Origin of the sequence: Aquicella lusitana, from assembly GCF_902459475.1 — a bacterium.
In the GTDB taxonomy this organism is placed as follows: domain Bacteria; phylum Pseudomonadota; class Gammaproteobacteria; order DSM-16500; family DSM-16500; genus Aquicella; species Aquicella lusitana.
Genome location: NZ_LR699114.1, coordinates 843,252 through 867,194, shown reverse-complemented (window position 1 = coordinate 867,194; position 23,943 = coordinate 843,252). Strand labels below are relative to the sequence as shown.

Sequence of the window (23,943 nt, the reverse complement as noted above, 5' to 3'; positions counted from 1 at the left end):
GATAATTTATGAAGGTTAGATTAGACAGCAGAATGAAAAAACCGATGTTAATCATGCTAATAGTCCTCGGCGTTCTATTCGGCGGCATTTTTCTTTATAAAGGCGTCATGTCGCTGCTGATGAAGCGTTTTTTTGCCAGCATGGAAAATCCAGTCATCACCGTTTCAACGGCAAAAGTAGCCTATTCTAACTGGGAACCTAAGTTAAAAGCGGTAGGTAGCATGCGCGCAACACTGGGCGTCAATGTCACAGCCCAGTTGGGCGGCATGATACAAACCATCTATTTTACGCCCGGCGCAACAGTGACCGAAGGAACCCTGCTGGTGCAGCAGAATGCGGATCCCAATATCGCACAACTTCATGCGTTGGAAGCGAATGCCGAACTCGCCCGTATCACCTACGAACGTGATAAAAAACAGTACAAGGTAAAAGCCGTCAGCAAACAGCAGCTGGACACCGATCTGCAAAACCTCAAAAGCTTGCGCGCGCAAGTGGCTCAACAGGCTGCTATTGTCGAACAGTTAACAATCAAAGCGCCCTTTGGCGGCCGTCTCGGTATTTCCAAAGTTAACCCAGGACAGTATCTCAATCCGGGCGATACGGTCGTCACCTTGCAACGCCTTGATCCCATTTATGCTGATTTTTATCTGCCACAACAGGCGCTCGCCCGCCTTAAAGTCGGGCAGAAAGTAAATATCACGGTCGATGCCTTTCCCAAAAAGACGTTTACCGGAAAAATTACAACCATTAATCCTCTTGTCCAGACCGATACACGCAACGTCGAAGTCGAAGCCACCATTGCCAATCCCAAAATGGAATTGGCGCCCGGCATGTTTAGCAATGTTGAAATCATTACTGACAAATCCAAACCGTATCTGACCGTTCCGCAAACCGCGATCAGCTTTAATCCCTATGGCGATATCGTCTATGTGGTAAAAGAAAAAAAGGATAAAGACGGAAAAACCGTTCTGACGGCAAACCAAGTGTTTGTCACAACTGGCGAATCCCGCGGCGACCAGATCATGGTTTTAAAGGGCATCAAGGAAGGCGATATTATTGTAACCAGCGGACAGCTTAAACTTAAAAACGGCAGCTATATTGCTATCAACAACAGTGTGCAGCCTGCGAATAATCCGTCGCCCAAAGTATCCAATGAACACGATGGATAACCTGTTCATGGCCCAGCTGATTGGGTTACGCACAGCAGAACTTGGAATAGCCGCATCTTGCGGATTAACTCCGCGCATGCAATGGCAGTAAGAGAGAGTAAGCATGAAATTTACTGACTTGTTCATCAAACGCCCTGTACTTGCCACAGTTATTAGCCTGTTTATTCTGGCAATGGGCTTGCGTTCTATCGCCTTGCTCCCTGTCATGCAATATCCGTTTACAGAAAATGCCGTTGTGACTGTCACAACAACTTATACCGGTGCAGACCCTGATGTAGTAGCCGGCTTTATTACCACGCCGCTAGAAAATTCCATCGCACAAGCAAGCGGCATTGACTACATGACATCCAGCAGCACGCCGGGCACAAGCACCATTAACGTCAATTTGCTATTAAATTATGATCCGTTAAAAGCACTTTCGGACATTAGCACCAAAGTCAACGCCGTTCTGAACCAGCTGCCGGCCAGCTCTCAGCTGCCGGTCATCACCGTTGCGGTGGGTGAAACGATTGATTCCATGTACATTGGATTCTATAGCGATGAACTCACCAATAACAAAATCACAGATTATTTGATCCGCGTAGTCCAGCCCAAACTGCAGGCAGTCAACGGCGTACAACTGGCTGAAATCCTGGGAAACCGTCAATTCGCGCTGCGCGCCTGGCTCGATCCCATAAAACTGGCCGCCTATGGCATCTCCGCCGCGGATGTCTCCAATGCGCTTGCCCAAAATGATTTTATTTCTGCCGTTGGCCGTACAGATGGTCAGATGTTTATCCAAAACCTCACAGCGAACACAGGATTAACGAACGTCGAACAATTCAAAAAGATGGTACTGAAATTCCAGAATGGCGCCATCATCCGTCTTCAAGACGTCGCCCAAGTCGATTTGGGTGCACAGAATTATAATACCGCCGTTGGTTTTGATGGACGCGACGCGGTATACGTAGGCATCAAGGTTGCGCCCGCCGCCAATTTGCTAACAGTCATTGATAACATCAAACAGATATTTCCCCGCATTCAAGAGCAGTTACCGCAAGGGTTAAATGCGAGCATTGTTTATGATGCCAGTGAATACGTAAATAGCTCCATCAAGGAAGTCATCAAATCCTTAATGGAAGCCTTTTTAATCGTAACCGTTGTCATCTTTCTGTTTTTAGGTTCCATACGCTCCGTCACTATTCCCCTCATCGCCATTCCTCTTTCCATTATCGGCGCTTTTTTTATCATGCTGATTCTGGGTTATTCCATCAACTTGTTAAGTCTGCTCGCGCTGGTACTGGCGATCGGCCTTGTGGTCGATGACGCGATTATTGTTGTTGAAAATGTGCAACGTCACATGGAGGAAGGCAAACCGCCGCTTCAGGCGGCGATTATTGGCGCAAGAGAACTTGCCAATCCTATTATTGCCATCACTGTCGTATTAATTGCTGTCTACGCGCCCATTGGATTTATGGGCGGATTAACCGGCGCCTTGTTTACTGAATTCGCTTTCACCCTGGCAGGCGCAGTCACCGTGTCAGCAGTGATTGCGTTAACACTCTCGCCGATGATGTGTTCGAAATTTTTAAAAATGTCGCACGAGGGCAAGAAAGGATTTATTTTGCTGATCGATCAGACCTTTGAAAAAGTGGAACATGGCTACGAAAGCATACTACGTCATTCATTGAGCTTTCTGCCAGTGACGATTCTGTTTGCCGCTATTATTCTCGCGAGCAATTATTTTCTCTTCATCAGCTCCGATTCGGAATTGGCACCGCAGGAAGACCAGGGCATTATCATCGCACAGGCCACAGCCGCCGCAAACGCCTCCCTAAAACAAACCCAGCTTTATTCCAACCAGATCTATAACATTTTTAAACAATATCCTGAAACCGCGCATATCTTTCAAATTGATGGTGCAAATGGTTTAAATACCAGCATCGTGGGAATGGTATTAAAACCGTGGGACGAACGCACACGCACATCCAACCAGCTGCAACCCATCATTCAGCAGCAGCTTGATAAAATCGCCGGCGCAAAAACGGCTGCATTTCAGCTTCCCTCTCTTCCGGGCGGCGGCAGCGGTTTGCCTATCCAGTTTGTCATCACAACGACCGATGATTTTTACAAATTGAATGAAGTATTACAGAACGTACTTGATAAAGCTTATGCAACCGGCATCTTCGCCTATATTGATCCTGATCTTAAAATTGACCAAGTGCAAACTAATATTATTCTCGACCGCGACAAGGCGTCCGAGCTCGGTTTAAATATGCAAGATATAGGTGATGTACTGGGCGCGGCGCTAAGTGAGGGTTATATTAATTATTTTAATTATGCGGGACGCTCATACCAAGTCATTCCACAGATGGTCCGCAAAGACCGACTCAATCCCAATAACCTGCTCAACTATTACGTTACCGCAGCGAATGGTTCATCCGTTCCTCTGTCAACAATTGCCAGCCTGAAAAAAGTTATCGTGCCGGAAGCCATCAACCACTTTCAGCAGCTTAATTCAACTACCATTTCTGCTGTTGCTTTTCCAGGCGTCACCATGGGAGATGCATTGGGCGCCTTCCAGAAAATTGCAGAGGAGGTATTACCAGAAGGATACAGCACAGATTACGCATCACAATCGCGTCAATTCATCCAGGAAGGCTCTGCGTTAATTGTCACTTTCTTTTTTGCGCTGATTATCATTTTCCTGTCACTTGCCGCGCTTTTTGAAAGTTTTCGTGATCCGCTCATCGTGCTCATCAGTGTCCCTATGTCCATTTGCGGCGCGATGATTTTTGTGAGCCTCGGCATTGGCGGTGCAACGCTGAATATTTATTCCGAAGTAGGTCTGGTTACATTGATTGGCCTTATCAGTAAGCACGGTATCCTCATTGTACAGTTTGCCAATGACCTGCAAAAAGAAGGAAAAAGCAAGCGTGAAGCTGTGGAGATTGCCGCCCGGGTTCGCTTGCGCCCTATTTTGATGACAACGGCTGCCATGGTATTGGGCGTCATCCCGCTCATTACTGCAAGCGGCGCAGGCGCACTGAGCCGTTATAACATTGGTCTTGTCATCGCAACCGGCATCTCCATCGGCACGCTCTTTACCCTTTTTGTCGTGCCCGCAATGTATTTGTTGATCGCACAAGAACATCATGCCGAAGACGCGCTTGGCCTTCCTGAGAATCCCTCCAGCACCTGATGTGGATCCGATTGCATCGCCATAACCAAATAGCGTACTATCTTCTCCACACTCAGGGGCGCCATATACCTATAACCATCCACCTGGCTGAGAGATCCCTAGCGGGAACGACCCTTTGTACCTGATCCAGACAATACTGGCGGAGGAAGCAGTGAAAATTCCACATATTCACATTAAAAATGCGGCGCTTGCCTATGGCGGGCATCTTGTTTTTTCGCATCTTGATATCGACTTGCCTGCGGGTGAATGGATAGCCCTCCTGGGGCCAAGTGGTGTAGGTAAAAGCTCTTTTCTTCGCATGATAGCAGGCTTGGCCTCGCCCGAGGAAATATCACAGGGTACTTTTTACGCAGACAATCACCAACCGCTGAGCCAGCAAGTCGCCTACATGGGACAAACGGATATGTTGTTACCCTGGCTGACCGTATTGGAAAATGCGATGGTCAGTGCCCGCCTGCGCACAGGCAAAACCCGCTGGACCGAGGCCGCACAGCAAGCTGCTTCCCTGCTCAACAAAGTAGGGTTAGCCGAGGCGTCTCATTTATATCCGCATCAATTATCTGGCGGCATGCGGCAGCGGGTCGCACTGGTCAGGACCCTAATGCAGGATAAACCACTGGTCTTGATGGATGAGCCCTTTTCGGCAGTCGATGCGATCACTCGCTACAAGCTGCAAACGCTTGCTGCCCAATTACTCCAGGATAAAACCGTTCTATTCATTACACATGATCCGCTGGAAGCGCTGCGCCTCGCTGACACTATCTATATTATGCAAGGCGAGCCCGCGAGTTTAAAACGCGTTGCCCGCCTAACCTCATTGCGACCGCGTGAATTGTCCGAGCCCGAAATTATCGATCTGCAGGCAATGCTTTTCCGGGAGCTGGCACAGGCGGCGGGAGAAGCACTATGAGGCCATTGTTACGCATGCTCCTGATCACTGCGGGTTTGCTGCTGTTATGGCAAGGTATTGTCCAAATTTGGCAATTACCCGATTATCTGTTGCCTCCTCCCTGGCAGGTTTTCGCTACGCTTTATCAACAGCGTGACCTGATCGCTGTTCAAGCCATACCCACCCTTTATGAAACCATAGCAGGCTTCCTCTTGGGCATTTTTTTTGGTGCCATGGCAGCGATCGTGGTCGCTTTTGTTCGTCCGCTTACTCGCTGGTTTCTGCCTATTCTTATTATCAGCCAGGCGATTCCCACCTTTGTTATCGCTCCCCTGCTAGTCATCTGGCTGGGATATGGAACAGCATCAAAAATAGCGACAACCACCCTAATGATTTTTTTCCCCATTACCAGTGCTTTTTATGATGGCCTGCGCAAAACGAACCCCGACTGGCTCGCGCTCGCCCGGGTCATGCATGTTAAAGAATGGCGCATATTTTTACACATCCGCATTCCTGCAGCCTTGCCCGCACTGGCCTCTGGTATCCGTATCGCTGCTGTCGTCGCACCTATAGGCGCTGTTGTCGGTGAATGGGTCGGATCCAGCCACGGGCTCGGGTACCTGATGTTAAACGCCAATGCCCGGCTGCAAATTGACATGATGTTTGCCGCATTAATTGTTATTATTTTATTGGCCTTGACCCTGTATTTCAGCGTAGACAGGCTTCTGCGCAGACTGGTGTGGTGGAACTGAATTGCAAAATAAGGCTTCAAGGTAAAGCAGGATGACAGACTGAATCGGAGTACACCGTATGAAAAAAATAATCTTATTTTTATTTTTAACAGTTTTTGCTGCAGCCTGCTTTGCCGAGGCGCCGAAAAAACTGACTGTCGTTCTTGACTGGTTTCCAAACCCGGATCATGCGCCTTTAATTATTGCCGAACAGCAGGGCTTTTTTAAGGAAGAAGGGTTGGAAGTGGAACTCATTGGCCCTGCTGATCCTACCGATCCACCTAAATGGGTCGCAGCGAAAAAAGCAGATATTGGTATCACTTATCAGCCAGAATTCATGGAGCAGGTAGACCAGGGCTTACCGCTGGTGCGCATCGGTACATTAATAGACAAACCACTTAACTGCCTGGTGGTGCTCGATGAAAGCGGTATCAAGACACTCGCAGATCTTAAAGGCAAACTGATTGGGTCAAGCAATAGCGGATTGTCAGGCATTATGCTTAAAGTCATGCTCGCAAAACAGGGATTAACGGAAAAAGATATTGAATTAGTGAACGTGCGCTATAACCTGACGCAGGCACTTCTGTCCCGTAAAGTGGATGCGGTCACAGGCATGATGCGTAATTTCGAAGTTCCACAGCTGGAATTGAATGGACATAAAGTTTCCGCTTTTTTTCCTGAGGAAAACGGTATTCCCAATTACAGTGAGCTGATTTTCATCGCCAATACGAACCGCATGTATGATAAGCGTTTCCCTCGCTTTCTTGCTGCTATCAAAAAAGCAGTCGCTTACCTGGATGCGCATCCACGTGAAGCATGGGAACAATTTATCCAGAAGTACCCTGAAGCAAATAATAAAGTGAATCGTGAAGCGTGGTTTGCTACAATCCCCTACTTCGCTGAAGATCCTGCCGAATTCGATAGAGATGAATGGCGGCGTTTTGCCAAATTCATGCAGGAAAACCAGCTGATTAAAAAATCACGGCCTGTGTCACGTTATGCGGTGATGGTTTAATCTCACATTAATAACGTTGCCGGCAAATGCCGGCGCTCACACTCGATTATTTTAGTATAAAACCTTGGCCGCAAGCGGCAAGGTTTATGCCATCATGCTGGTTTGTAACGACTGGCATGATCTATTTTGTTTACTCGTGAGAAAGGATGATTTTCATGTTCACATACATTCTTATTGGCTTAAATGCTGGCCTACTTGCACTCATGCTAATAATACTGATCAAACTGATCATGACGGATAGCCGTATTAAACAGGCAGGAATGAGAGTGGATGAGCAAGTAACGCAGCTTTCAAAGCAGAATCAGGCACAGGACCAGCAGCTGAGAGAAAATCTGCTAGTCAATTTTGCCGGGTTACAGCAAGCCATTCTGGAAAAACTAAGCCACTCCCGTGTGGAGCAGACACAACAGTCGGCTGATTTGAGGGAACAATTACAGCAGGCTTTTGCCCAGCACCGTGCACGCTTTGATGAGCGGCAAATGGAAGCGCTCAAAATCCTGCATGATACTCTGCAAAAAGGCGTGCAGGACACCCGTCAGCAAGTCAGTGAATCGCTGTCCGAGCACTCGAGCCAACTCAGTAAACGTGTTGAACAGTTAACACTGACCACAGAAACTAAATTGAAAGAAATCAATCAGCAAGTTGAAAAACGGCTAGCCGAGGGTTTTGAAAAAACCAATGAAACCTTTGGCGATGTTATCAAGCGACTGGCGTTGATTGATGCCGCACAAAAGAAAATTACCGAGTTGTCAAGCAGCGTGGTCAGCCTTCAGGAAATACTGAATGATAAACGCTCGCGCGGCGCGTTTGGTGAAGTGCAATTGTCAGCGCTGATTTATAACATGATTCCTGAGCAGCATTTCAGTTTCCAACACCAGTTAAGCAATAACCGACGGCCCGATTGCATGCTATTTTTGCCTGAGCCGACGGGCAATATTGCCATTGATGCCAAATTTCCCCTGGAAAATTTTCGCCTGCTGATAGACTCATCGCTAACGGACATGGAAAAGCAACAGGCAATTCGCCAGTTTAAACTTGATATACGCAAACATATTCAGGATATCGCAGAAAAATACATTATTCCGGGTGAAACAGCCGATGGTGCAGTCATGTTTATTCCCGCAGAAGCAGTCTTTGCTGAAATCCACGCACACCACTCGGATCTCGTGGAATTTGCCCAGAAATCCAAGATATGGATGGTGTCGCCCACTACTATGATGGCCATTCTCACCACCGCGCGCGCAGTACTTAAGGACGCCGCCACACGTCAGCAGGTACATGAAATTCAAAAGCACTTGCGCATGCTTGCTGAAGATTTTGAGCGCTTCCAAATGCGCATGGACAATCTTGCTAAACGCATTGCGCAAGCCCACACGGACGTTGAACAAGTGCATATTTCATCAAGAAAAATTACGCAGCGATTTGTGCAAATTGAACGTGCCGAGTTAAACGGAATAAAAACAGAATCCGTATTAATTGCTGAAAATCCCGATACCTCTGATAAAACCGGCGCTGCATAAACCATTGTTGCCTGTTTAGCGAAGGCGCCCGGGAATAAGCCGCGAGACAAGATAGCGGGCCTGAGCTAATTTAATCATCGCTTTTTACAGGATAAAAACGCGATCGCAAGCGGCAGGGTTTATGCGATCAATTCATCCCGTGTGTGATGCTTAACTTGCTCGATTCCAGCGCGTGTTCCTCGTCTTTTTCAAATGCTGCCGCTTTACAGGCTTCCAACACCTCAATTCTAGATAGAATTTCCTCGACATCCCCAAACAGACTAGACCATTCTGATTCCAGCATATTAATTTTTATAAACTCATCTTTCGCTAAGAATTTTGCAGTCTGACGAAGATGAGCAAGATCCATTCCAGATAGATACTTATAAATATAGTCTCTTAATTCAGGCGGAATATGACCCAATATATTATTTGTATTGGGATCTAACAAAGTATTAAGAGCTGAATCAGAATAAAGAAACTTATCGACATGACGGAGATTAACCAGGTCTTTTGCTGATAACTTTCCAAAAATCAGCGATCTTATTTCTTGAGGAAGCAAACTAAAAACATTGAATGATTTTCTGCTATCTTCTTCCGTCTCATCCCCAGCATTGAGCCTTGATTTATAATTGATAGCAAGCCCCAGGGATTTAAGCGGGCTAATCAATGATTTTTTAGCTTCTTCAATCAAAAACGGACCCCATTTTGTATCCTGAAACTTCCATAACATTTCCCAGCTCTTTTTATTTTCTAATTCCTGAAAACAACCGCGCTCATCCAAATGATATTCAATCTGCTTTAATATTGCATCACTGACATCCTGTTTAGCGCAATCTATTTCATCAAGAAAACCCATCAGCTGATTGCTTAAATGGCCATTTTCAAACAAGTCGTTTGCTTGACCTTCTCGCCTGACATAATATTTTCTGGCTTCAGTTACGAGGTCAGCACCGGTTCTAATTCTTACTGTCTTTGATATTTTGGAATCAAAAACATGGCTCATATGGCCGTTAATGGCACGGACAAACCACCGCCAGAGAAATTTCTTTTCCAGCATTTTCAGATTATCGACAAAACCGCGTAGTAATTCGCGCGTTACCAGATAACGTAGTCGCTCGTTGACGTTCAGATTCAGGAATTTCACTTCGCCCATCAGCATCGCAGCATCAATTTCCAATCGCTGGCTATGACATTTTTTTATTTCGCGCCGAAGAGAGCGCATGTTTGCTTTCATTTTGTCAGGTGACGGATCCGACAACCATTTAACCATCGTATCAATTTCCTGGATAAGAAATGAGTTTCCAGGTCGCTTTTTCAGATCATCAAGGCATTGAATATGATATTCAGCAATAGGCATTTTCTCTGGCCACAAATGGAGTAAAAATCTGGCAAATTCCATTTCCTCCAAAGCAGTCAATACATGGCGCATCATCTCGAGGCGAACCTGAATTTCATCTAACTTATTTTTAAAATAGGTTGCGAGCTGGTGATCAAGCGCAGAAATCTCATTTGAAGAAGCAGCTAAAATACCTCCCAACTCACCGCCCTGGTGTTTTTTGCGCATGCCATCAAAGAATCCTGTGGGGTCATTTTCATTATTCAACTGCAACAAACGCTGATATTCGGCAATGAAATAGCTGAGCTGATGCAGATTCGATATATTAGACACAGCGTATTTTAACAGTGTTTTGGCGACTGGCTTTTTAACATTGTCAAATAGCGCTGCATTATGAAACATGCGAAATTTATAATGCGGATTAAAGGCTTTTGCATAGTCAATGGATAATTTATCACGAATTTTTTCCTGAACTTCCTGAACTGCTGTCAAAAGCTTTTCTTCCGGGGAAGCCGCCTTGGAATCTACATCATTTCTAGTTGAGTTCATGCCGCGCACTCCATCGACGCTTTATTTTTGATAACTCTTTGGATTATAAGGATGCTACATTAAGATTTTATTATTAATATTCTCTTAAGATTCATTTAATGTTTTCTTAAGATTACACAAGCGATTTTTATTTTTTCTGAAGTGAACAAATTTATTTATCGTGATTGCATATGTTTTTTGAATTTTAATCTGCTTAGAACAAATCAATAGAAATTATTTTTTTAGAGCATCGGGCCTGCTGACATTTTAACAGGCATCTTGCATCAAGTGTCATTTTGAGCGCAATGCATTATTTTCGGTAATTTCCGCTCGCTGTCGTCCCAACAGTGAGGCAATAATTCTGAGGTATCGCTTCGAACTTAGCGACCAATTACCAAACGCCCAAAAACAGACACCGAATACCCTTCCTTAAGGAAGGCTTAACTCCTCTCAAACTAACTATTGGTTCTTGTACAATTTTTATATATAATGTACCTGATTTTAATCTACGTCCGTACTGGGAGGAAACATGAAGCAGTTTATCCTGATGATTGGGGCAATTCTGGTCGCGACCGGCAGTATTGCTGGCATATCCTCAACACTGGGCAAAAACTCGCCCCAGCTAAACGCGTTGAGTTCAGCAGTAAAAGCATCTCAAACAATGCACGCGCAACAACATAAAAACGACATCACTATCGTTTATGGCGGTGCTGACATTTCTAACCGACCGACACTTATACAGCATATCGCTACCGCATAAGATTCATGATCATCAAAAAAACCCTCTCTTGAGGGTTTTTTTATTTCAGGGCTTCGGAAACAGGTCTAAATGATTTTCGATGAATGCGGCAGATACCTTGCAGCTGTATAGCTTCGATGTGCCTGGCTGTCGCGTAGCCTTTGTGACCAGCAAATCCATATCCTGGATACTTGCTATCCAGCCTCACCATCAGACGGTCCCGCACGACTTTAGCCACAATAGAAGCCGCACTGATCTCAGCCTGAGACAAATCACCTTGAATAATCGCCCGCGCTTCGCAAGGAAAAGCAGGGCTCATATTACCATCTACCAGCACTAAATGAGGCGCTATTTTTAAGCGGGCTACCGCACGCTGCATTGCCAGAAAGGTTGCCTGCAAGATATTGATCGTATCGATTTCCCGCACGCTGGCTCGCCCAACCGCACAGGCCAATGCCCGTTCGCGTATAAGATGAAACAGTCTTTCACGTTCTTTTTCGGATAATTGTTTAGAATCTGTCAATCCGTTTATAGGCTGACGAGGATTCAGAATCACGGCCGCAGCGATCACCGGGCCCGCCAGTGGACCGCGTCCTGCCTCGTCCACGCCAGCTATCAAATGCTCCTTTGGCACATCCTGCATTTTTTATTCTTCCTTCCATTTTTAAACTTTGCCATGCCAGACGGCATGGCATTTCTTGCTACCTACGGAACGCTGGGCTTCTATCCTTCTGATGCACTTACCCGGGATAGATAGGCTTCATCCTCTTCTCTGCTCGCCGTAATCTCAACCGGCCTTTCTAAAACGTGGCGTATTACAAAACGCGGGCGCTTTCTGACTTCCTGATAAATACGTCCGATATATTCCCCCACGATCCCCAGCCCAAATAAAACGATGCCGCACAAGAAGAACATAATAGCAAACAGGGTAAACACACCTTCCACTTCAGGCCCTACAATCAGGCGGCGTAGTACCAGGAAAACCACAAAGGCAAAACTGCACAAGGAAATCAGCAAGCCGATCATGGTAAAAACCTGGAGAGGAAAAACGGAAAACCCTGTTACCAGGTCAAAATTATAGCGAAGAAGTTTATAAAAATTGTAGCTAGAAGTCCCCGCGCTGCGTTCAGCATGGGCGACACCCACTTCTGTTGGATTAGAGGCATAGGTGAGCGCAAGCGCCGGAATAAATGTCGTGCTCTCACCTGTTGCCGCCATCAGATCCACGATGGAACGGCTGTATGCGCGCAACATACAACCCTCATCTTTCATCTTTAGCTTAGGCATCATCCAGGCCCTAACACGGTTGTGCCATTTGGATACCTGCAAGCGCCACCAGGAATCCTGGCGATCCTGGCGATAAGTGTTAACAACATCGTGGCCCCGTTCCATCGCTGCAACCAGTTTGCCGATTTCTTCCGGCGGGTTTTGCAAATCGGCGTCCATAGTGATAACAATCTGGCCGCGCACCCGCTCGAAACCCGCCATAATCGCCATATGTTGCCCAAAGTTACCATTGAATTCGATCACGCGAATCTGGTCAGGTCTTCGTGCGTGCATGGCACGCAGCATTTCGCTTGAGCGATCTGTGCTACCATCATTGGTCAGGATGATTTCGTAGCTTTTACCCAGCGCATCCAGCGACTGCGTCAGACGGGTATACAGCTCTTCCAACACTTCCTGCTCATTATGAACCGGGATAACTATGCTAATATACGGATTTTGCGACATAACGGATCTTTATCCTCATTTTAATTTATTCCTCGCGGCTTGCCGCAGGAACTTTAGCTATCGGGTTCTTAAGGAGAGAAGCACTAGCTCTCCCCTTAAGCTGACCACGGGTTTTATACCGTGGTCAATTAAACTTAATTTGGCGATGAATTATAGTATGATTGGCTGAGTGAATACAGACCTCTATGAACAGTAAAACCATACGTAAAATTTTTTTGCGGTTCCGCAAAGCGAACCCTAAGCCCACAACTGAGCTCGTTTATCATAACCGCTTTGAACTGCTGATTGCGGTTATCTTATCAGCCCAGGCAACGGATAAATCCGTTAATAAAGCGACCGAGACGTTGTTTGCCGTAGCCAATACGCCGGAAAAAATGTTGGGGCTAGGCGAGCGTGGTTTAAAAAAATACATTAAAACCATTGGCTTATATACCACAAAAGGCAAAAATATTCTTAATACCTGCAGGCTGCTGATTGAAAAATTCAATAGCAAGGTGCCGCGTACCCGGGAAGAGCTGGAATCCTTGCCTGGTGTGGGCCGAAAAACAGCCAATGTCATCTTGAATACCTGTTTTGGTGAACCCGTAATTGCAGTCGATACCCATATTTTTCGCGTTGCCAACCGCATAGGGCTTGCCAAGGGCAAAACACCGCTCGAAGTTGAAAAACAACTGATGAAAAATATCCCTGATGAATTCAAACATGACGCCCATCATTGGCTAATTCTGCATGGCCGCTATGTTTGCGTGGCGCGCAAGCCGCATTGCCCGGCATGTCTCATCAATGACCTTTGTGAATACCCTGACAAGACGGTAGTCGAGTAATGTTTACCAATCACCGCGAAGCCTATCGTCAGGCATTTTTTGAAGCCTGGGAAAAACACTTAAAAAAGCAGACATTAGAATTAGAGCCTGTGGAAGCACAGTTAATTGAAATCATGCTCTACCATCCCGAGTATCATGCCTTATTGGAAAAGCCAGCCGCTTTCCAGCAACAGGAATTCACGCTGGAAGAAAATCCCTTTTTTCACATGAGCCTGCATCTTGCCGTTCGTGAACAAATCAGAACAAATCGTCCCACTGGAATTGCTCAAATCCATCAAGAGTTAATGGCTGCTTATCAGGATATACATCAGGTAGAACATTTAATGATGACTTGTTTAGCACAAATGTTATGGAAGGCACAGCAGACTGGCGAAATGCCAAACGATGAAAATTACCTGGAAAAATTGAGAGAAATTAAATAACTTTCAAAAAACGCCCCTAATGGGGCGTTTTTACACAGCCCAAAATGGCTAGAAATAATAATCAAATTGCGCAGTAATAGCGTTATCCGATTTTCCTGTACCTGTACAAGCTGCGGCAGTACACGCACCTGGCGTGGACGCTGCACCGATTGGGCCATTTGCCGTGCTGCTAGCAGCGTAATTTCGGTCATGGCGCAACTCAAGACTTTGTAAGGTATTTCTCCATATTGACGTGTTAAACACTACTGAGTAACGCGCCAGAGGCAAGCCTAAGGCCAGTGCTTCATGGGATTGCTGATAGCCAATGCCAATAGAACTCGGCTTATTGTCGAGAATATAGAAGGAATACGCGAATTCCGTATCAAAAGCCCATGGCTTGGCTCCGCTACCCTTAAAGCTCATGTCATTGGGATTGAAACTCGTTGATGCACCTACATATTCGGCGATGATATCGTAGTGCTGAAGGAAGCTGAAGATACCACGCAGGTTATAACCCGGTACGCGATGTACAATCTGCTCAAAGTTAGCAAAACCAGTGCCATTCTGCATACCGCCTGAATCAGCAATATTGCCAATCACGCCTGCACCTATATCGCCACTCATGTTAGCTTGCTTGAATTTAAGGCCAACGTTAACACCGCCGTTATTAACTTTATCTACCGATGCAGCGTGGCTATCACCTCTAAAAATATAGGCAGAACCATAAAATGCATTTTCGCCCTGTTGCTGCAGGCCCATTAAAATAGAACGGGCTTTGGTACGAGTTAGGACCTTGGTCAATAAGTCGCTCACCATTACTGAAGAATAGCGGCCGAATGGAACATAAAACTGACCAAATGACCCATAGAGCGGCGATTCCGCAAGATCACCGATGGTGATGAACGCTTTATTCACATACACCCGTGAATTGGCAACTGTATATTGATTGGTTGAAGAAAACACACTGCCTGAAGGCGGAGAATTATCATAACTAAATTCGATAAAACCTAATGTCCAATCACTCGGCCCTAAAAAGAAAGCATCAAGGCTAACATTGGTGACATCAATGTTGGTTGTGCTGGGTGCGCCGCCTGTATTGGTATAGTTTGCCTGGCCTTCAACAACACCGCTCAACAGGAGATGAGAATGATAAGGTTCTTTAAAAAGCTGGCCGCCCATCGCCACTAATTGCCGATGAATAGATTTACGAATGCCCAACAACTGCGTGTCCGTGTTGACGCTGGGACTGTTAATGACCAGATCAGAACCCGCAAACTGAATCGGCACACCAACATATGGACCTGTTGAAACAAAAGCTTGGCCAGGCACATCAAGATCAAATGGCAGATATTCTTTCTGTTCAGCAATTAGCCTGAAAATGTCTTTTCCCGTGAGTCTCGCTGCAGTTGGCAACGTTTGTTCATCAGGCGCCGTCTGTAAATGCTTGGTAGCAGTACTAGCAGTATTGGTTGAGGTCGTATTGGTCGCAGTCGAAGCAGATCGGGTGCGTTGATTGCTGGCCAATACTTTAGCTGCCTTGGGCCGCGTATAAGTTGAGTTCGTCGCTGTCGTTGAATTGGTATGGTTTTTAAGATACTTCACTTCCTTCTGCAAACGGGACACTTCCGCCAGAAGCAATCGGGTTTGAGAGGAGAGCTTTTCGATTTGTGCATTGTCAATATTGCCAGTTCCGGATGTGGCAGCAAGCGCAGGCACAGCAGTAAACCCCGCCAGGCATAGTGCAACCGCAAACGGTCTCAAATGGGCTTTCATTAGGATTTCTCCTTGTTGTTTTAGTTTTATCACTTCATGGTGTGTTTCAGATCTCAAAACCAAAGACCTGGAGGAAAATTTAGTCAAACAAACTGAAACGAGGAAATTATCAAAAAGGCTATAACAACTCAAGAAGAAAAAAATTTAAAGATCCCTTCTGTTGCTATTCCGCTTTCATCTCCAGTAAACTTGTCTATCTTGCGCGGTTAATAAATCGAATTTTCCCATGAAAAATTGGTTAAATCTTCTGCTGATTGACTTGGCGGCCCTGTTATTTGGAGCCATGCTTTCCTTTGCTTTTGCACCCTATGCGGTTTTTCCCTTCGCTGTGGTTGCTCCTGCAGGCCTGCTGGCCTTGTGGTTAAATGCTTCTCCCAAGCGCGCTTTCTGGCTCGGGTTTGTTTTTGGGCTGGGCCTATTTGGCACAGGTGTTTACTGGGTTTTTCATAGCATTCACGTATTTGGCGGGGTCCCCTCTTTTCCTGCCGGCCTAATCACCAGCGGGCTCATTGGTGTACTTGCCCTCTTTCCCGCCCTGGTGGGTTATTTTTGCAACCGCTACTTCCCTTTTACGAATGCCAAAAAGCTGATCTTTGCCTTCCCAGCTATTTGGGTATTCAGTGAATGGCTGCGTAGCTTTATTTTTTCAGGCTTCCCCTGGTTACTAATTGGTTACAGCCAAACCAGCTCGCCGCTTAAAGGCTATGCCCCGGTTTTGGGTGTATATGGCGTGTCACTCATCGTTCTCATGACCAGTGGATTAATCGTTAATGGTATTCTCCAGCTAAGGCAAAAGGCTTATGCCTCCGTTTATTTGAGCTTATTTGCTATTACCTGTCTGTGGGCTGCTGGAGGACTGCTGAGTTTTATTCCCTGGACAAAGCCGACTGGAAACCCGATTCCCGTTAGTTTGGTACAGGGCGATATCCCGCAAGCCGTTAAGTGGTCGCCTGATCATCTTCGCCTTTCATTTGACCGTTATGAAAAACTCACCGAACCCTTATGGGGAAAAAACAAGCTGATTATCTGGCCAGAAGCCGCCATTCCTTTGTCTCTCCAGGATGCCGCGGGGTTTATTGAAACCATGGATGAAAAAGCAAGAACCAGCGGGTCCAGTCTCATTCTGGGCATCCCCATCCAGGCAGCGGACAATGCTGGTTATTTCAATGCCGTTGTCACCCTTGGCCATGAAAAACAAGTTTATCTGAAACGACGACTGGTACCGTTTGGAGAATATGTTCCCTTTCTGGAGCTTTTTCCCCATCTCTTTAATTTTATGAATATTCCGCTGGGGAATACTATTGCTGGCAAGGTCAAACAGGCGCCTTTTGTAATTGATAAGGTCAAAATCCTTGTTTCTATCTGCTACGAAATCGCCTTTCCTGAATTAATAAACACGCAGGACAAAATGATTGGTCTACTGCTTACCGTGTCAAATGATGCGTGGTTTGGCGAATCATCCGCACAAGCCCAACACTTGCAAATGGCAGAGATGCGGGCGCTGGAGCTAAAGCGGCCGGTTTTATTTGTCAGCAACAATGGTATTACAGCTATTATTAATCCGGATGGCGCCATCGAAGCATCTGCTCCGCCGCGGGCAGTATATGTACTGAATGGGACAGTCCAGCCCACCACTGGCCTCACTCCCTGGATGTACAATGGCATGGATCCTTTGCTGGTTCTCCTGCTGGGATTCATTGTTGCCGCCGTTCGAGAAAACAAAAGAGCAGCAAAACAGGCAGAAACACGCACACCCATACAAAGCAGTAGTCTTAAGGACTAAGGTCAAATTGCACAAATCAAGTGAGAACAGAATGGAAGAACAATATACACCACATAAAATTGAAGCCGACGCACAACAATACTGGCAGGAAAAAAATACTTTTCAGGCAGTGGAAGACGTTAACCGAGAAAAATTCTATTGCTTGTCTATGATGCCGTACCCGAGCGGCAGTTTGCATATGGGGCATGTGCGAAACTACACAATTGGCGATGTTATTGCTCGCTATCAATACATGCTTGGAAAAAATGTGCTGCAACCGATGAGCTGGGATGCCTTCGGACTGCCCGCTGAAAATGCTGCTATCAAGCATAATATTCCGCCTGCGAAATGGACACGACAGAATATCGACCATATTCGCAGCCAGATGATGCAGATGGGGTTCGCCTATGATTGGAGCCGCGAAATTACCACCTGTGATCCCGAGTATTATCATTGGGAACAATGGTTCTTTCTACGGCTTTACAAAAAGGGATTGGCTTACAAAAAAAATGCGGAAGTGAATTGGGATCCAGTGGATCAAACCGTGCTGGCGAATGAACAAGTCGTCAATGGCCGCGGCTGGCGTTCAGGTGCGCTCGTAGAACGTCGTGAAATCCCCCAGTGGTTTTTAAAAATTACCGATTACGCGGAAGAATTGCTGAACGACCTTGATAAATTAGAACATTGGCCGCATCAGGTCAAAACCATGCAGCGCAATTGGATCGGACGCTCTGAAGGCGTTGAAATTACCTTTAAGGTTCATGATCACCATCCCATTACCGTTTTTACCACTCGTCCGGATACTCTGTTTGGCGTAACGTATCTAGCCGTTGCGCCGCAGCACCCGCTTGCCAAACAGCTGGCTGAAGATAACCCTGCCCTGCACCAGTTCATTGAGGAATGTCGTAATATCAAATTGGCAGAAGCGGATATCGCCACGATGGAAAAGCGCGGGATGCCTTTAGGTATTCATGCCCAACACCCTATTACCGGACAGGCTATTCCCATTTGGGTGGCCAACTTTGTCGTCATGGAATACGGCTCGGGTGCTTTAATGGCTGTGCCCGCCCATGATCAGCGGGATTTTGAATTTGCTCAGAAATATCATTTGCCCATCAAACAGGTCATCGTCCCCGAGACAGGTATCCATTGGGACTTTACACGGGGAGCCTATACAGAAATGGGCGAACTCATGGATTCTGCCGAATTCACCGGCATGAGTTCCAAGCAGGCATTCGACGCGATTGCCGCTCATCTCGAGTCTCTGCATGCAGGCCAGCGAAAAATTAACTACCGATTGCGCGACTGGGGTGTGTCCAGACAGCGTTACTGGGGTGCGCCTATCCCTATTATCAACTGCCCAAAATGCGGCCCTGTGCCCGTCCCTGATCGGGATCTTCCCGTGATATTGCCTGAAGAAGTGCAATTTACCGGTGTGAGTTCACCGCTTAAATCCATGCCTTCTTTTTATGAGACAACCTGTCCAGTTTGTCAGGGACCTGCCGAGCGTGAGACAGATACTTTCGATACGTTCATGGAATCTTCCTGGTATTACGCGCGTCTTGCTTGCAAAAAGCAGCATAAAGCCATGCTGGATGGCCGTGCCAATTACTGGCTGCCGGTCGATCAGTATGTAGGCGGCATTGAACACGCAGTGCTGCATCTTTTGTACGCCCGGTTTTTTCATAAACTCATGCGGGACGAAGGCCTGTTAAACAGTGACGAACCTTTTGCACGGCTGCTTTCTCAGGGCATGGTTTTAAACAAAGGCGTTAAAATGTCAAAATCCAAAGGCAACGTGGTTGACCCGCAAACACTGATAGAACGTTACGGAGCCGATACCGTTCGCCTGTTCATCATCTTCGCTGCGCCGCCTGAGCAAAGTCTCGAGTGGTCGGATAGCGGAGTAGAAGGCGCGCACCGCTTTTTAAAACGCTTATGGGCGTTTGCATACGAAAACAAAACGATTGTACAGAAACAAAACCGCCTGCCGAAATCCAATCTGCTTGGTACATCCAACTGGGAAAATGCTGACCCCAACCAAATTGATATTTTTCGCCAGATTTATGAAATTCTGGAACAGGCTAAATTTGATTATGAACGGCAACAGTTTAATACGGTTGTATCAGGGTGCATGAAGATCCTGAATCTATTGATGAAAGTAAGCGAATCGCATCGTATCGACGCGGTTGATATACGCGAGATCGTGCTTCATAAAGGCTTGAGTATTTTATTGCGATTGCTAGCACCGATCACCCCTCATATCGCTCATCAGTTATGGCAGGATTTACAGTACGAAGGCGCAATTCTGGACGCCGAATGGCCCAAGTCCAGTCCCATCGTCTTCAAGGTTGATACCATTGAACTGGTCGTGCAAGTCAATGGCAAACTGCGCAGCCGGGTCCGTATCCCAACGAATGCTGACCAGCAGGCGATAGAGACAACCATTAAGGATGATTCAAAAGTACAGCAGGCCATTGGCGGCAAGCCCATCAAGAAAATTATCACTGTGCCGGGCAAGCTCGTGAATGTGGTTACAGGGGAATAACATTTAGCAAATAGCAGATTGACTGATAAATTAATTTTCTATGCAAGAAGGATGTAAAAGGAATGTATTTTAATTTTTCCAGCTATCGAGCGCTGAAACAACTGAATGGAAATAGCATTGTGCGTCTTTTTCTGCTGCTCGCCTCCACTTTTATCCTGACTTCTTGCGGCTTTCACCTGCAGGGAGAGATGCAGCTTGCGCCACCACTGCACCGCATGTACATCCAATCCGCCGATCCCTACAGTTATCTGGTGCGCAACCTGCGGCAATATCTCAAGCTCTCCAAAGTAGAACTGGTTTCAACACCGGCGGAAGCAGATACAATTTTAGTCATTGTCAGTGATACAGCCACGCAGCAATTATTAAGCGTAAGCGGTACGCAACAGACACGACAATATAAACTCATCGTGACAGTGGTTATTGAAATCCAAGATGCAAAAGGCCGGATTATTGTGGCACCAAGCGCTTTCACGGAAGAAAGAACGATCACAACTCAATCCAATCAGATCCTGGGAAGCAGCAATGACGTCAATCTGCTTTATCAGCAAATGCGTCGTGTCCTTGCTTACGCCATTATGAACCGGCTGGCTTCGAAGCAAGTCACCCACGCTGTTAACAAGGCTTTTGCTTCTCAGCCAAATCAGCGGAATATGAAATTGCCGTCATGAAACTGACTTATTTCCAGCTTGAGGCGCACCTCACTAAAAAATTGCAGCCGGTTTATATCGTAAGCGGTGATGAATTACTCCTCAAGCAGGATGCCGTGGGGCTAATTCGACGGGCTGCCAAGCAGCATGGCTTTAATGAACGAATCCGGATGATACCGGAAGCAGGATTGGACTGGGACCAGCTCTATACATTACTTTACTCTTCCTCTCTGCTCGCTGAAAAACGCCTGATTGAACTGGATTTTCGGGACACTTCACCACCCAAAACCGCAAGCAAGATATTGCAGGAATACAGCCAGCAGCCTTCCAGCGAACATATCCTTCTCATTGATATTGGCAAATTGGATGACAAAACAGCTAAAAGTGCCTGGTATCAGTCCCTGGAAAAAATCGGTATTGTTGTCACTATCTGGCCCATCCCTCGTGAGCAATTGCCACAATGGATCCTGCAGCGTGCCCAAAAATATCGGCTGGAACTTAATCGGGATGCGGCTAATTTACTCGCTGAATATGTAGAGGGAAATCTGGTGGCTGCCGCAAATGCCTTGGAAAAAATCTACTTGCTACGTCCTGCCCATAAAATAGATAGTGAGCTGATTAAAGCTGTTTTAACTGACGAAAGCCGTTTCACCGTATTCGATTTTATTGATAATCTACTGGCGGGCAATGTATCCCGTATGCTACACATTCTGGAAAGTCTCAAAACGGAAGGTGCCGAGCCTGTGCTCATCTTATGGGGCATCACGCGTGAATTACGGCTTCTGGCTGAGTCTGCCATGCAATTAAGTCAAGGCATGACGTACGAAATGATCTTTCAGAAACACCGCATCTTTGCCCGCCGGCAAGCGGCTGTCCGGCGTTTTTTAAGCCGTTTTTCTGCGGAAGACTGCTGGCAATTACTCTCCCATGCAGCGAGTATCGATAAGAAAATCAAGGGCAGTGAGCCGGGTAATCCATGGGACCAATTACAGTTGTTTTGCTTAAGAACCGCATAAAAGCCAAGAACAGTTGAAGCAGATGACGCTGGGTCTTTTTTACTTTGCACAGTTAATCAGCCTTATGTCCCTCTGTCACCACCAGCATTATGCGATAGATCTTCGCGCAGGCGATGATACAGTTAAATAAACACTCCCACAGATTACAGGTATAATAAAGAAAAAGGTTAAGGTTCATGCATCAAACACATAAAGCGATTGGTATTCTGGGCGGTACATTTGATCCTATTCATCTGGGCCATTTACGCATGGCCATTGAACTGTATGAGGCATTGGATCTAGCCAAAATCCATATCATCCCTTGCTTCCAGCCGGTCCATCGTAAACTTCCCGTTGCTTCCCCCGAGCAGCGATTGGCCATGGTGCAATGCGCCGTAAAGGATGAACCCGCTCTCTTCGCTGATGATCGTGAAATTCGCCGCAAAGGGCTTTCCTATATGATTGATACATTGATGGAAATGCGGTCAGAAATGCCAGGTACTCCGCTTGCCCTGCTGGTCGGCATTGATGCCTTTTTAGGCTTTCCAAGCTGGCACCGCTGGATGGAAATTCTGGATCAGGCCCATATCATTGTGGCTCACCGTCCAAATTATCAACTCCCCCCAACTGGTCTGATCGCTGATCTCATCAGCGAGCGCCTGCAACATGAAATTGCTTTCATCCATGAAAATCAGGCGGGTGGAATTCTGCTCCGCCCCATTACCTCTTTGGATATTTCCGCTACGGATATCCGAAAACAGATTGCAATGGGACGTAATCCAAGGTATTTATTGCCCGATAACGTTTATCATTATATTAAACAACATGGCACTTACAGTATTGTCGGATCTAAACATGAAATCTGAAGAATTACGCGATCTTGTCGTTAAAGCACTAGATGATTTAAAAGGGATTGATATTGTCACAATGGATGTACGCTCGCTTACCAGCATCACTGACTACATGGTCATTTGCACCGGCCGATCTACGCGGCAGGTAAAAGCGCTGGCGGATAATGTAGCCGTGAGCGCTAAAAAGATGAATGCAACTTTTGTGCGCACTGAAGGCGAACGTGAGAGTGAATGGATACTGGTAGACCTGGGCGATGTAGTCGTTCATGTCATGACGCCCGCAACACGCGCCTTTTATGGCCTGGAAGATCTCTGGGAACCGGTTAAAGAATTGCGCGAAAATAAAAGCAGCTCGTAGAGCTGTGTATACATGCGCATCCGGCTTATTACTGTCACGCATAAATCACCTTCCTGGGTACGGGAAGGTTACAATGAATACGCCAAGCGTTTACCTCCTTCCTGTGCGCTGGAACTTGTGGAAATTTCTGCGGAAAAGCGCACTGCGAATGCGGACCTTCAGCGCATTACGGAGCGTGAAGGAGAAAAAATCCTCGCAGCCGTTAAACCTGGTCATCATGTTATTGCGCTCGATGTAAAAGGCAAGCTCTGGACGACGGAAGAATTAGCCGGCCAAATGGATGACTGGCGTCAGCAGGGACGCAATATTGACCTGCTGGTTGGCGGACCGGATGGTTTAGCGCCTGCTTGCATACAAAAAGCAGCGGAAAAGTGGTCTCTCTCTACGCTCACTTTTCCGCATATTCTTGTACGCGTCATTGTAGCAGAACAACTCTACCGCGCCTGGAGCATTCTGCACCAGCATCCTTATCATCGGTAAATGATAATTAATGAACCATTCCACCCGTGGGACGAAAACTGCTAAAATCGCTGCGATTATTCTTTTTGTCTGTGCTTGCCGCTTTTAATCCATTCTGTTTCAGATAATTTTCATATTTAGTGAAAATTTCATCATAATCCCGTAACGAAATAATACGATGTTCATACGCATTCTTCACGGCATCTCGGAATGCTTTATCCATTTCGTCAAGATTGGATTTGGTAGGCTTAAGCGTAATAGCTACTTTAGGGCGGCGCAGATTATTAACTTCTTCATTCGCTTTGGTCTGACTCTCAGAGAGAACAGTCTGTTCAAATCCAACCGCCTGCTGGTTGATGGATTGACTGTACATATAATTTATATCGTAAAAAAACAAAGTCAGCTTGGGCGCGACTTCTCCTTCATCTTTTCTATTAGCTATCTCCAAGGAATAATTATCTAAAGGCTTTACAGGTTTAAAAACTGATCGAAATGACATGATAA

21 protein-coding genes and 1 riboswitch are annotated in these 23,943 nt (G+C 46.3%); of the genes, 16 read left to right on the top strand and 5 right to left on the bottom strand.

Features of this window, described 5'->3' with window-relative positions; translation table 11 throughout:
* The first annotated feature begins 8 nt into the window (after positions 1-8).
* The 6 genes from AQUSIP_RS04060 to AQUSIP_RS04035 all read left to right on the top strand — a co-directional run bounded on the left by AQUSIP_RS04060 (position 9) and on the right by AQUSIP_RS04035 (position 8,505).
* Positions 9-1,169, top strand: a complete 1,161-nt coding sequence (locus AQUSIP_RS04060; protein WP_232058631.1) for an efflux RND transporter periplasmic adaptor subunit — start codon at positions 9-11, stop codon at positions 1,167-1,169.
* 103 nt (positions 1,170-1,272) lie between these two features.
* Entirely contained in the window at positions 1,273-4,350 is a 3,078-nt protein-coding gene (locus tag AQUSIP_RS04055) for an efflux RND transporter permease subunit (protein ID WP_114834506.1), read from the top strand.
* Between the two features lie 44 nt (positions 4,351-4,394).
* A riboswitch (TPP riboswitch) is annotated at positions 4,395-4,516 on the top strand.
* The gene (locus AQUSIP_RS04050) at positions 4,502-5,260 is read left to right on the top strand and encodes an ABC transporter ATP-binding protein (protein ID WP_197737822.1); all 759 of its coding nucleotides are present in this window, start codon (positions 4,502-4,504) and stop codon (positions 5,258-5,260) included. It overlaps the preceding riboswitch by 15 nt.
* Positions 5,257-5,991, top strand: a complete 735-nt coding sequence (locus AQUSIP_RS04045; RefSeq protein WP_114834505.1) for an ABC transporter permease — start codon at positions 5,257-5,259, stop codon at positions 5,989-5,991. The genes AQUSIP_RS04050 and AQUSIP_RS04045 overlap by 4 nt, the downstream gene beginning before the upstream one ends.
* Before the next feature lie 58 nt (positions 5,992-6,049).
* Positions 6,050-6,985 carry an ABC transporter substrate-binding protein gene (locus AQUSIP_RS04040; protein WP_114834504.1) on the top strand — a complete coding sequence of 312 codons (936 nt, stop codon included), beginning with the start codon at positions 6,050-6,052 and terminating at the stop codon, positions 6,983-6,985.
* Between the two features lie 155 nt (positions 6,986-7,140).
* Complete coding sequence (locus AQUSIP_RS04035; protein ID WP_232058630.1) at positions 7,141-8,505, top strand: DNA recombination protein RmuC; 1,365 nt, start codon at positions 7,141-7,143, stop codon at positions 8,503-8,505.
* A 127-nt stretch (positions 8,506-8,632) separates the two neighbouring features.
* On the opposite strand, the gene AQUSIP_RS04030 is transcribed toward AQUSIP_RS04035, so the two are convergent.
* Positions 8,633-10,372, bottom strand: coding sequence for an F-box protein (locus AQUSIP_RS04030; RefSeq protein ID WP_114834502.1), 1,740 nt, complete (start codon positions 10,370-10,372; stop codon positions 8,633-8,635).
* A gap of 508 nt (positions 10,373-10,880) precedes the next feature.
* Between AQUSIP_RS04030 and AQUSIP_RS04025 the strand changes: the two genes are divergently transcribed.
* A complete protein-coding gene (locus AQUSIP_RS04025) occupies positions 10,881-11,111 on the top strand; it encodes a hypothetical protein (protein ID WP_114834501.1) in 231 nt (76 codons plus the stop codon).
* A gap of 40 nt (positions 11,112-11,151) precedes the next feature.
* Here the strand turns inward: AQUSIP_RS04025 and rnhB are convergent, their stop codons facing one another.
* Positions 11,152-11,733, bottom strand: a complete 582-nt coding sequence (gene rnhB / locus AQUSIP_RS04020) for a ribonuclease HII (RefSeq protein ID WP_114834500.1) — start codon at positions 11,731-11,733, stop codon at positions 11,152-11,154.
* An 80-nt stretch (positions 11,734-11,813) separates the two neighbouring features.
* Positions 11,814-12,821: a glycosyltransferase gene (locus tag AQUSIP_RS04015; RefSeq protein WP_114834499.1), complete on the bottom strand. Its 1,008-nt coding sequence runs from the start codon at positions 12,819-12,821 to the stop codon at positions 11,814-11,816.
* A 185-nt stretch (positions 12,822-13,006) separates the two neighbouring features.
* Between AQUSIP_RS04015 and nth the strand changes: the two genes are divergently transcribed.
* Together nth and AQUSIP_RS04005 are read left to right on the top strand one after the other, a co-directional pair.
* The gene (nth, locus tag AQUSIP_RS04010; protein WP_114834498.1) at positions 13,007-13,645 is read left to right on the top strand and encodes an endonuclease III; all 639 of its coding nucleotides are present in this window, start codon (positions 13,007-13,009) and stop codon (positions 13,643-13,645) included.
* Complete coding sequence (locus tag AQUSIP_RS04005) at positions 13,645-14,067, top strand: DUF1841 family protein (RefSeq protein WP_114834497.1); 423 nt, start codon at positions 13,645-13,647, stop codon at positions 14,065-14,067. Before nth ends, AQUSIP_RS04005 begins: the two co-directional genes overlap by 1 nt.
* Positions 14,068-14,115: 48 nt before the next feature.
* Here the strand turns inward: AQUSIP_RS04005 and AQUSIP_RS04000 are convergent, their stop codons facing one another.
* On the bottom strand, positions 14,116-15,819 hold the full coding sequence (locus tag AQUSIP_RS04000) for an LbtU family siderophore porin (RefSeq protein WP_114834496.1): 1,704 nt from the start codon (positions 15,817-15,819) through the stop codon (positions 14,116-14,118).
* A gap of 226 nt (positions 15,820-16,045) precedes the next feature.
* Here AQUSIP_RS04000 and lnt point away from each other — a divergent pair, with 226 nt between their 5' ends.
* The 7 genes from lnt (at position 16,046) to rlmH (ending at position 23,460) form a co-directional block, all read left to right on the top strand.
* Positions 16,046-17,602: an apolipoprotein N-acyltransferase gene (lnt, locus tag AQUSIP_RS03995; protein ID WP_114834495.1), complete on the top strand. Its 1,557-nt coding sequence runs from the start codon at positions 16,046-16,048 to the stop codon at positions 17,600-17,602.
* A gap of 31 nt (positions 17,603-17,633) precedes the next feature.
* Positions 17,634-20,129, top strand: coding sequence for a leucine--tRNA ligase (gene leuS, locus AQUSIP_RS03990; protein WP_114834494.1), 2,496 nt, complete (start codon positions 17,634-17,636; stop codon positions 20,127-20,129).
* 62 nt (positions 20,130-20,191) lie between these two features.
* Positions 20,192-20,797, top strand: coding sequence for an LPS-assembly lipoprotein LptE (locus AQUSIP_RS03985; RefSeq protein ID WP_114834493.1), 606 nt, complete (start codon positions 20,192-20,194; stop codon positions 20,795-20,797).
* Positions 20,794-21,792, top strand: coding sequence for a DNA polymerase III subunit delta (gene holA, locus AQUSIP_RS03980; RefSeq protein ID WP_114834492.1), 999 nt, complete (start codon positions 20,794-20,796; stop codon positions 21,790-21,792). Before AQUSIP_RS03985 ends, holA begins: the two co-directional genes overlap by 4 nt.
* Before the next feature lie 176 nt (positions 21,793-21,968).
* On the top strand, positions 21,969-22,637 hold the full coding sequence (gene nadD, locus AQUSIP_RS03975) for a nicotinate-nucleotide adenylyltransferase (protein ID WP_114834491.1): 669 nt from the start codon (positions 21,969-21,971) through the stop codon (positions 22,635-22,637).
* Positions 22,627-22,980: a ribosome silencing factor gene (gene rsfS / locus AQUSIP_RS03970; RefSeq protein ID WP_114834490.1), complete on the top strand. Its 354-nt coding sequence runs from the start codon at positions 22,627-22,629 to the stop codon at positions 22,978-22,980. The genes nadD and rsfS overlap by 11 nt, the downstream gene beginning before the upstream one ends.
* 12 nt (positions 22,981-22,992) lie before the next feature.
* Positions 22,993-23,460 (top strand): 23S rRNA (pseudouridine(1915)-N(3))-methyltransferase RlmH, encoded by a 468-nt coding sequence (rlmH, locus tag AQUSIP_RS03965; protein ID WP_114834489.1) that lies wholly within the window; start codon positions 22,993-22,995, stop codon positions 23,458-23,460.
* A 7-nt stretch (positions 23,461-23,467) separates the two neighbouring features.
* Here rlmH and AQUSIP_RS03960 read toward each other — a convergent pair whose 3' ends face one another.
* Positions 23,468-23,938 (bottom strand): hypothetical protein, encoded by a 471-nt coding sequence (locus AQUSIP_RS03960; protein WP_114834488.1) that lies wholly within the window; start codon positions 23,936-23,938, stop codon positions 23,468-23,470.
* Positions 23,939-23,943 lie beyond the last annotated feature (5 nt).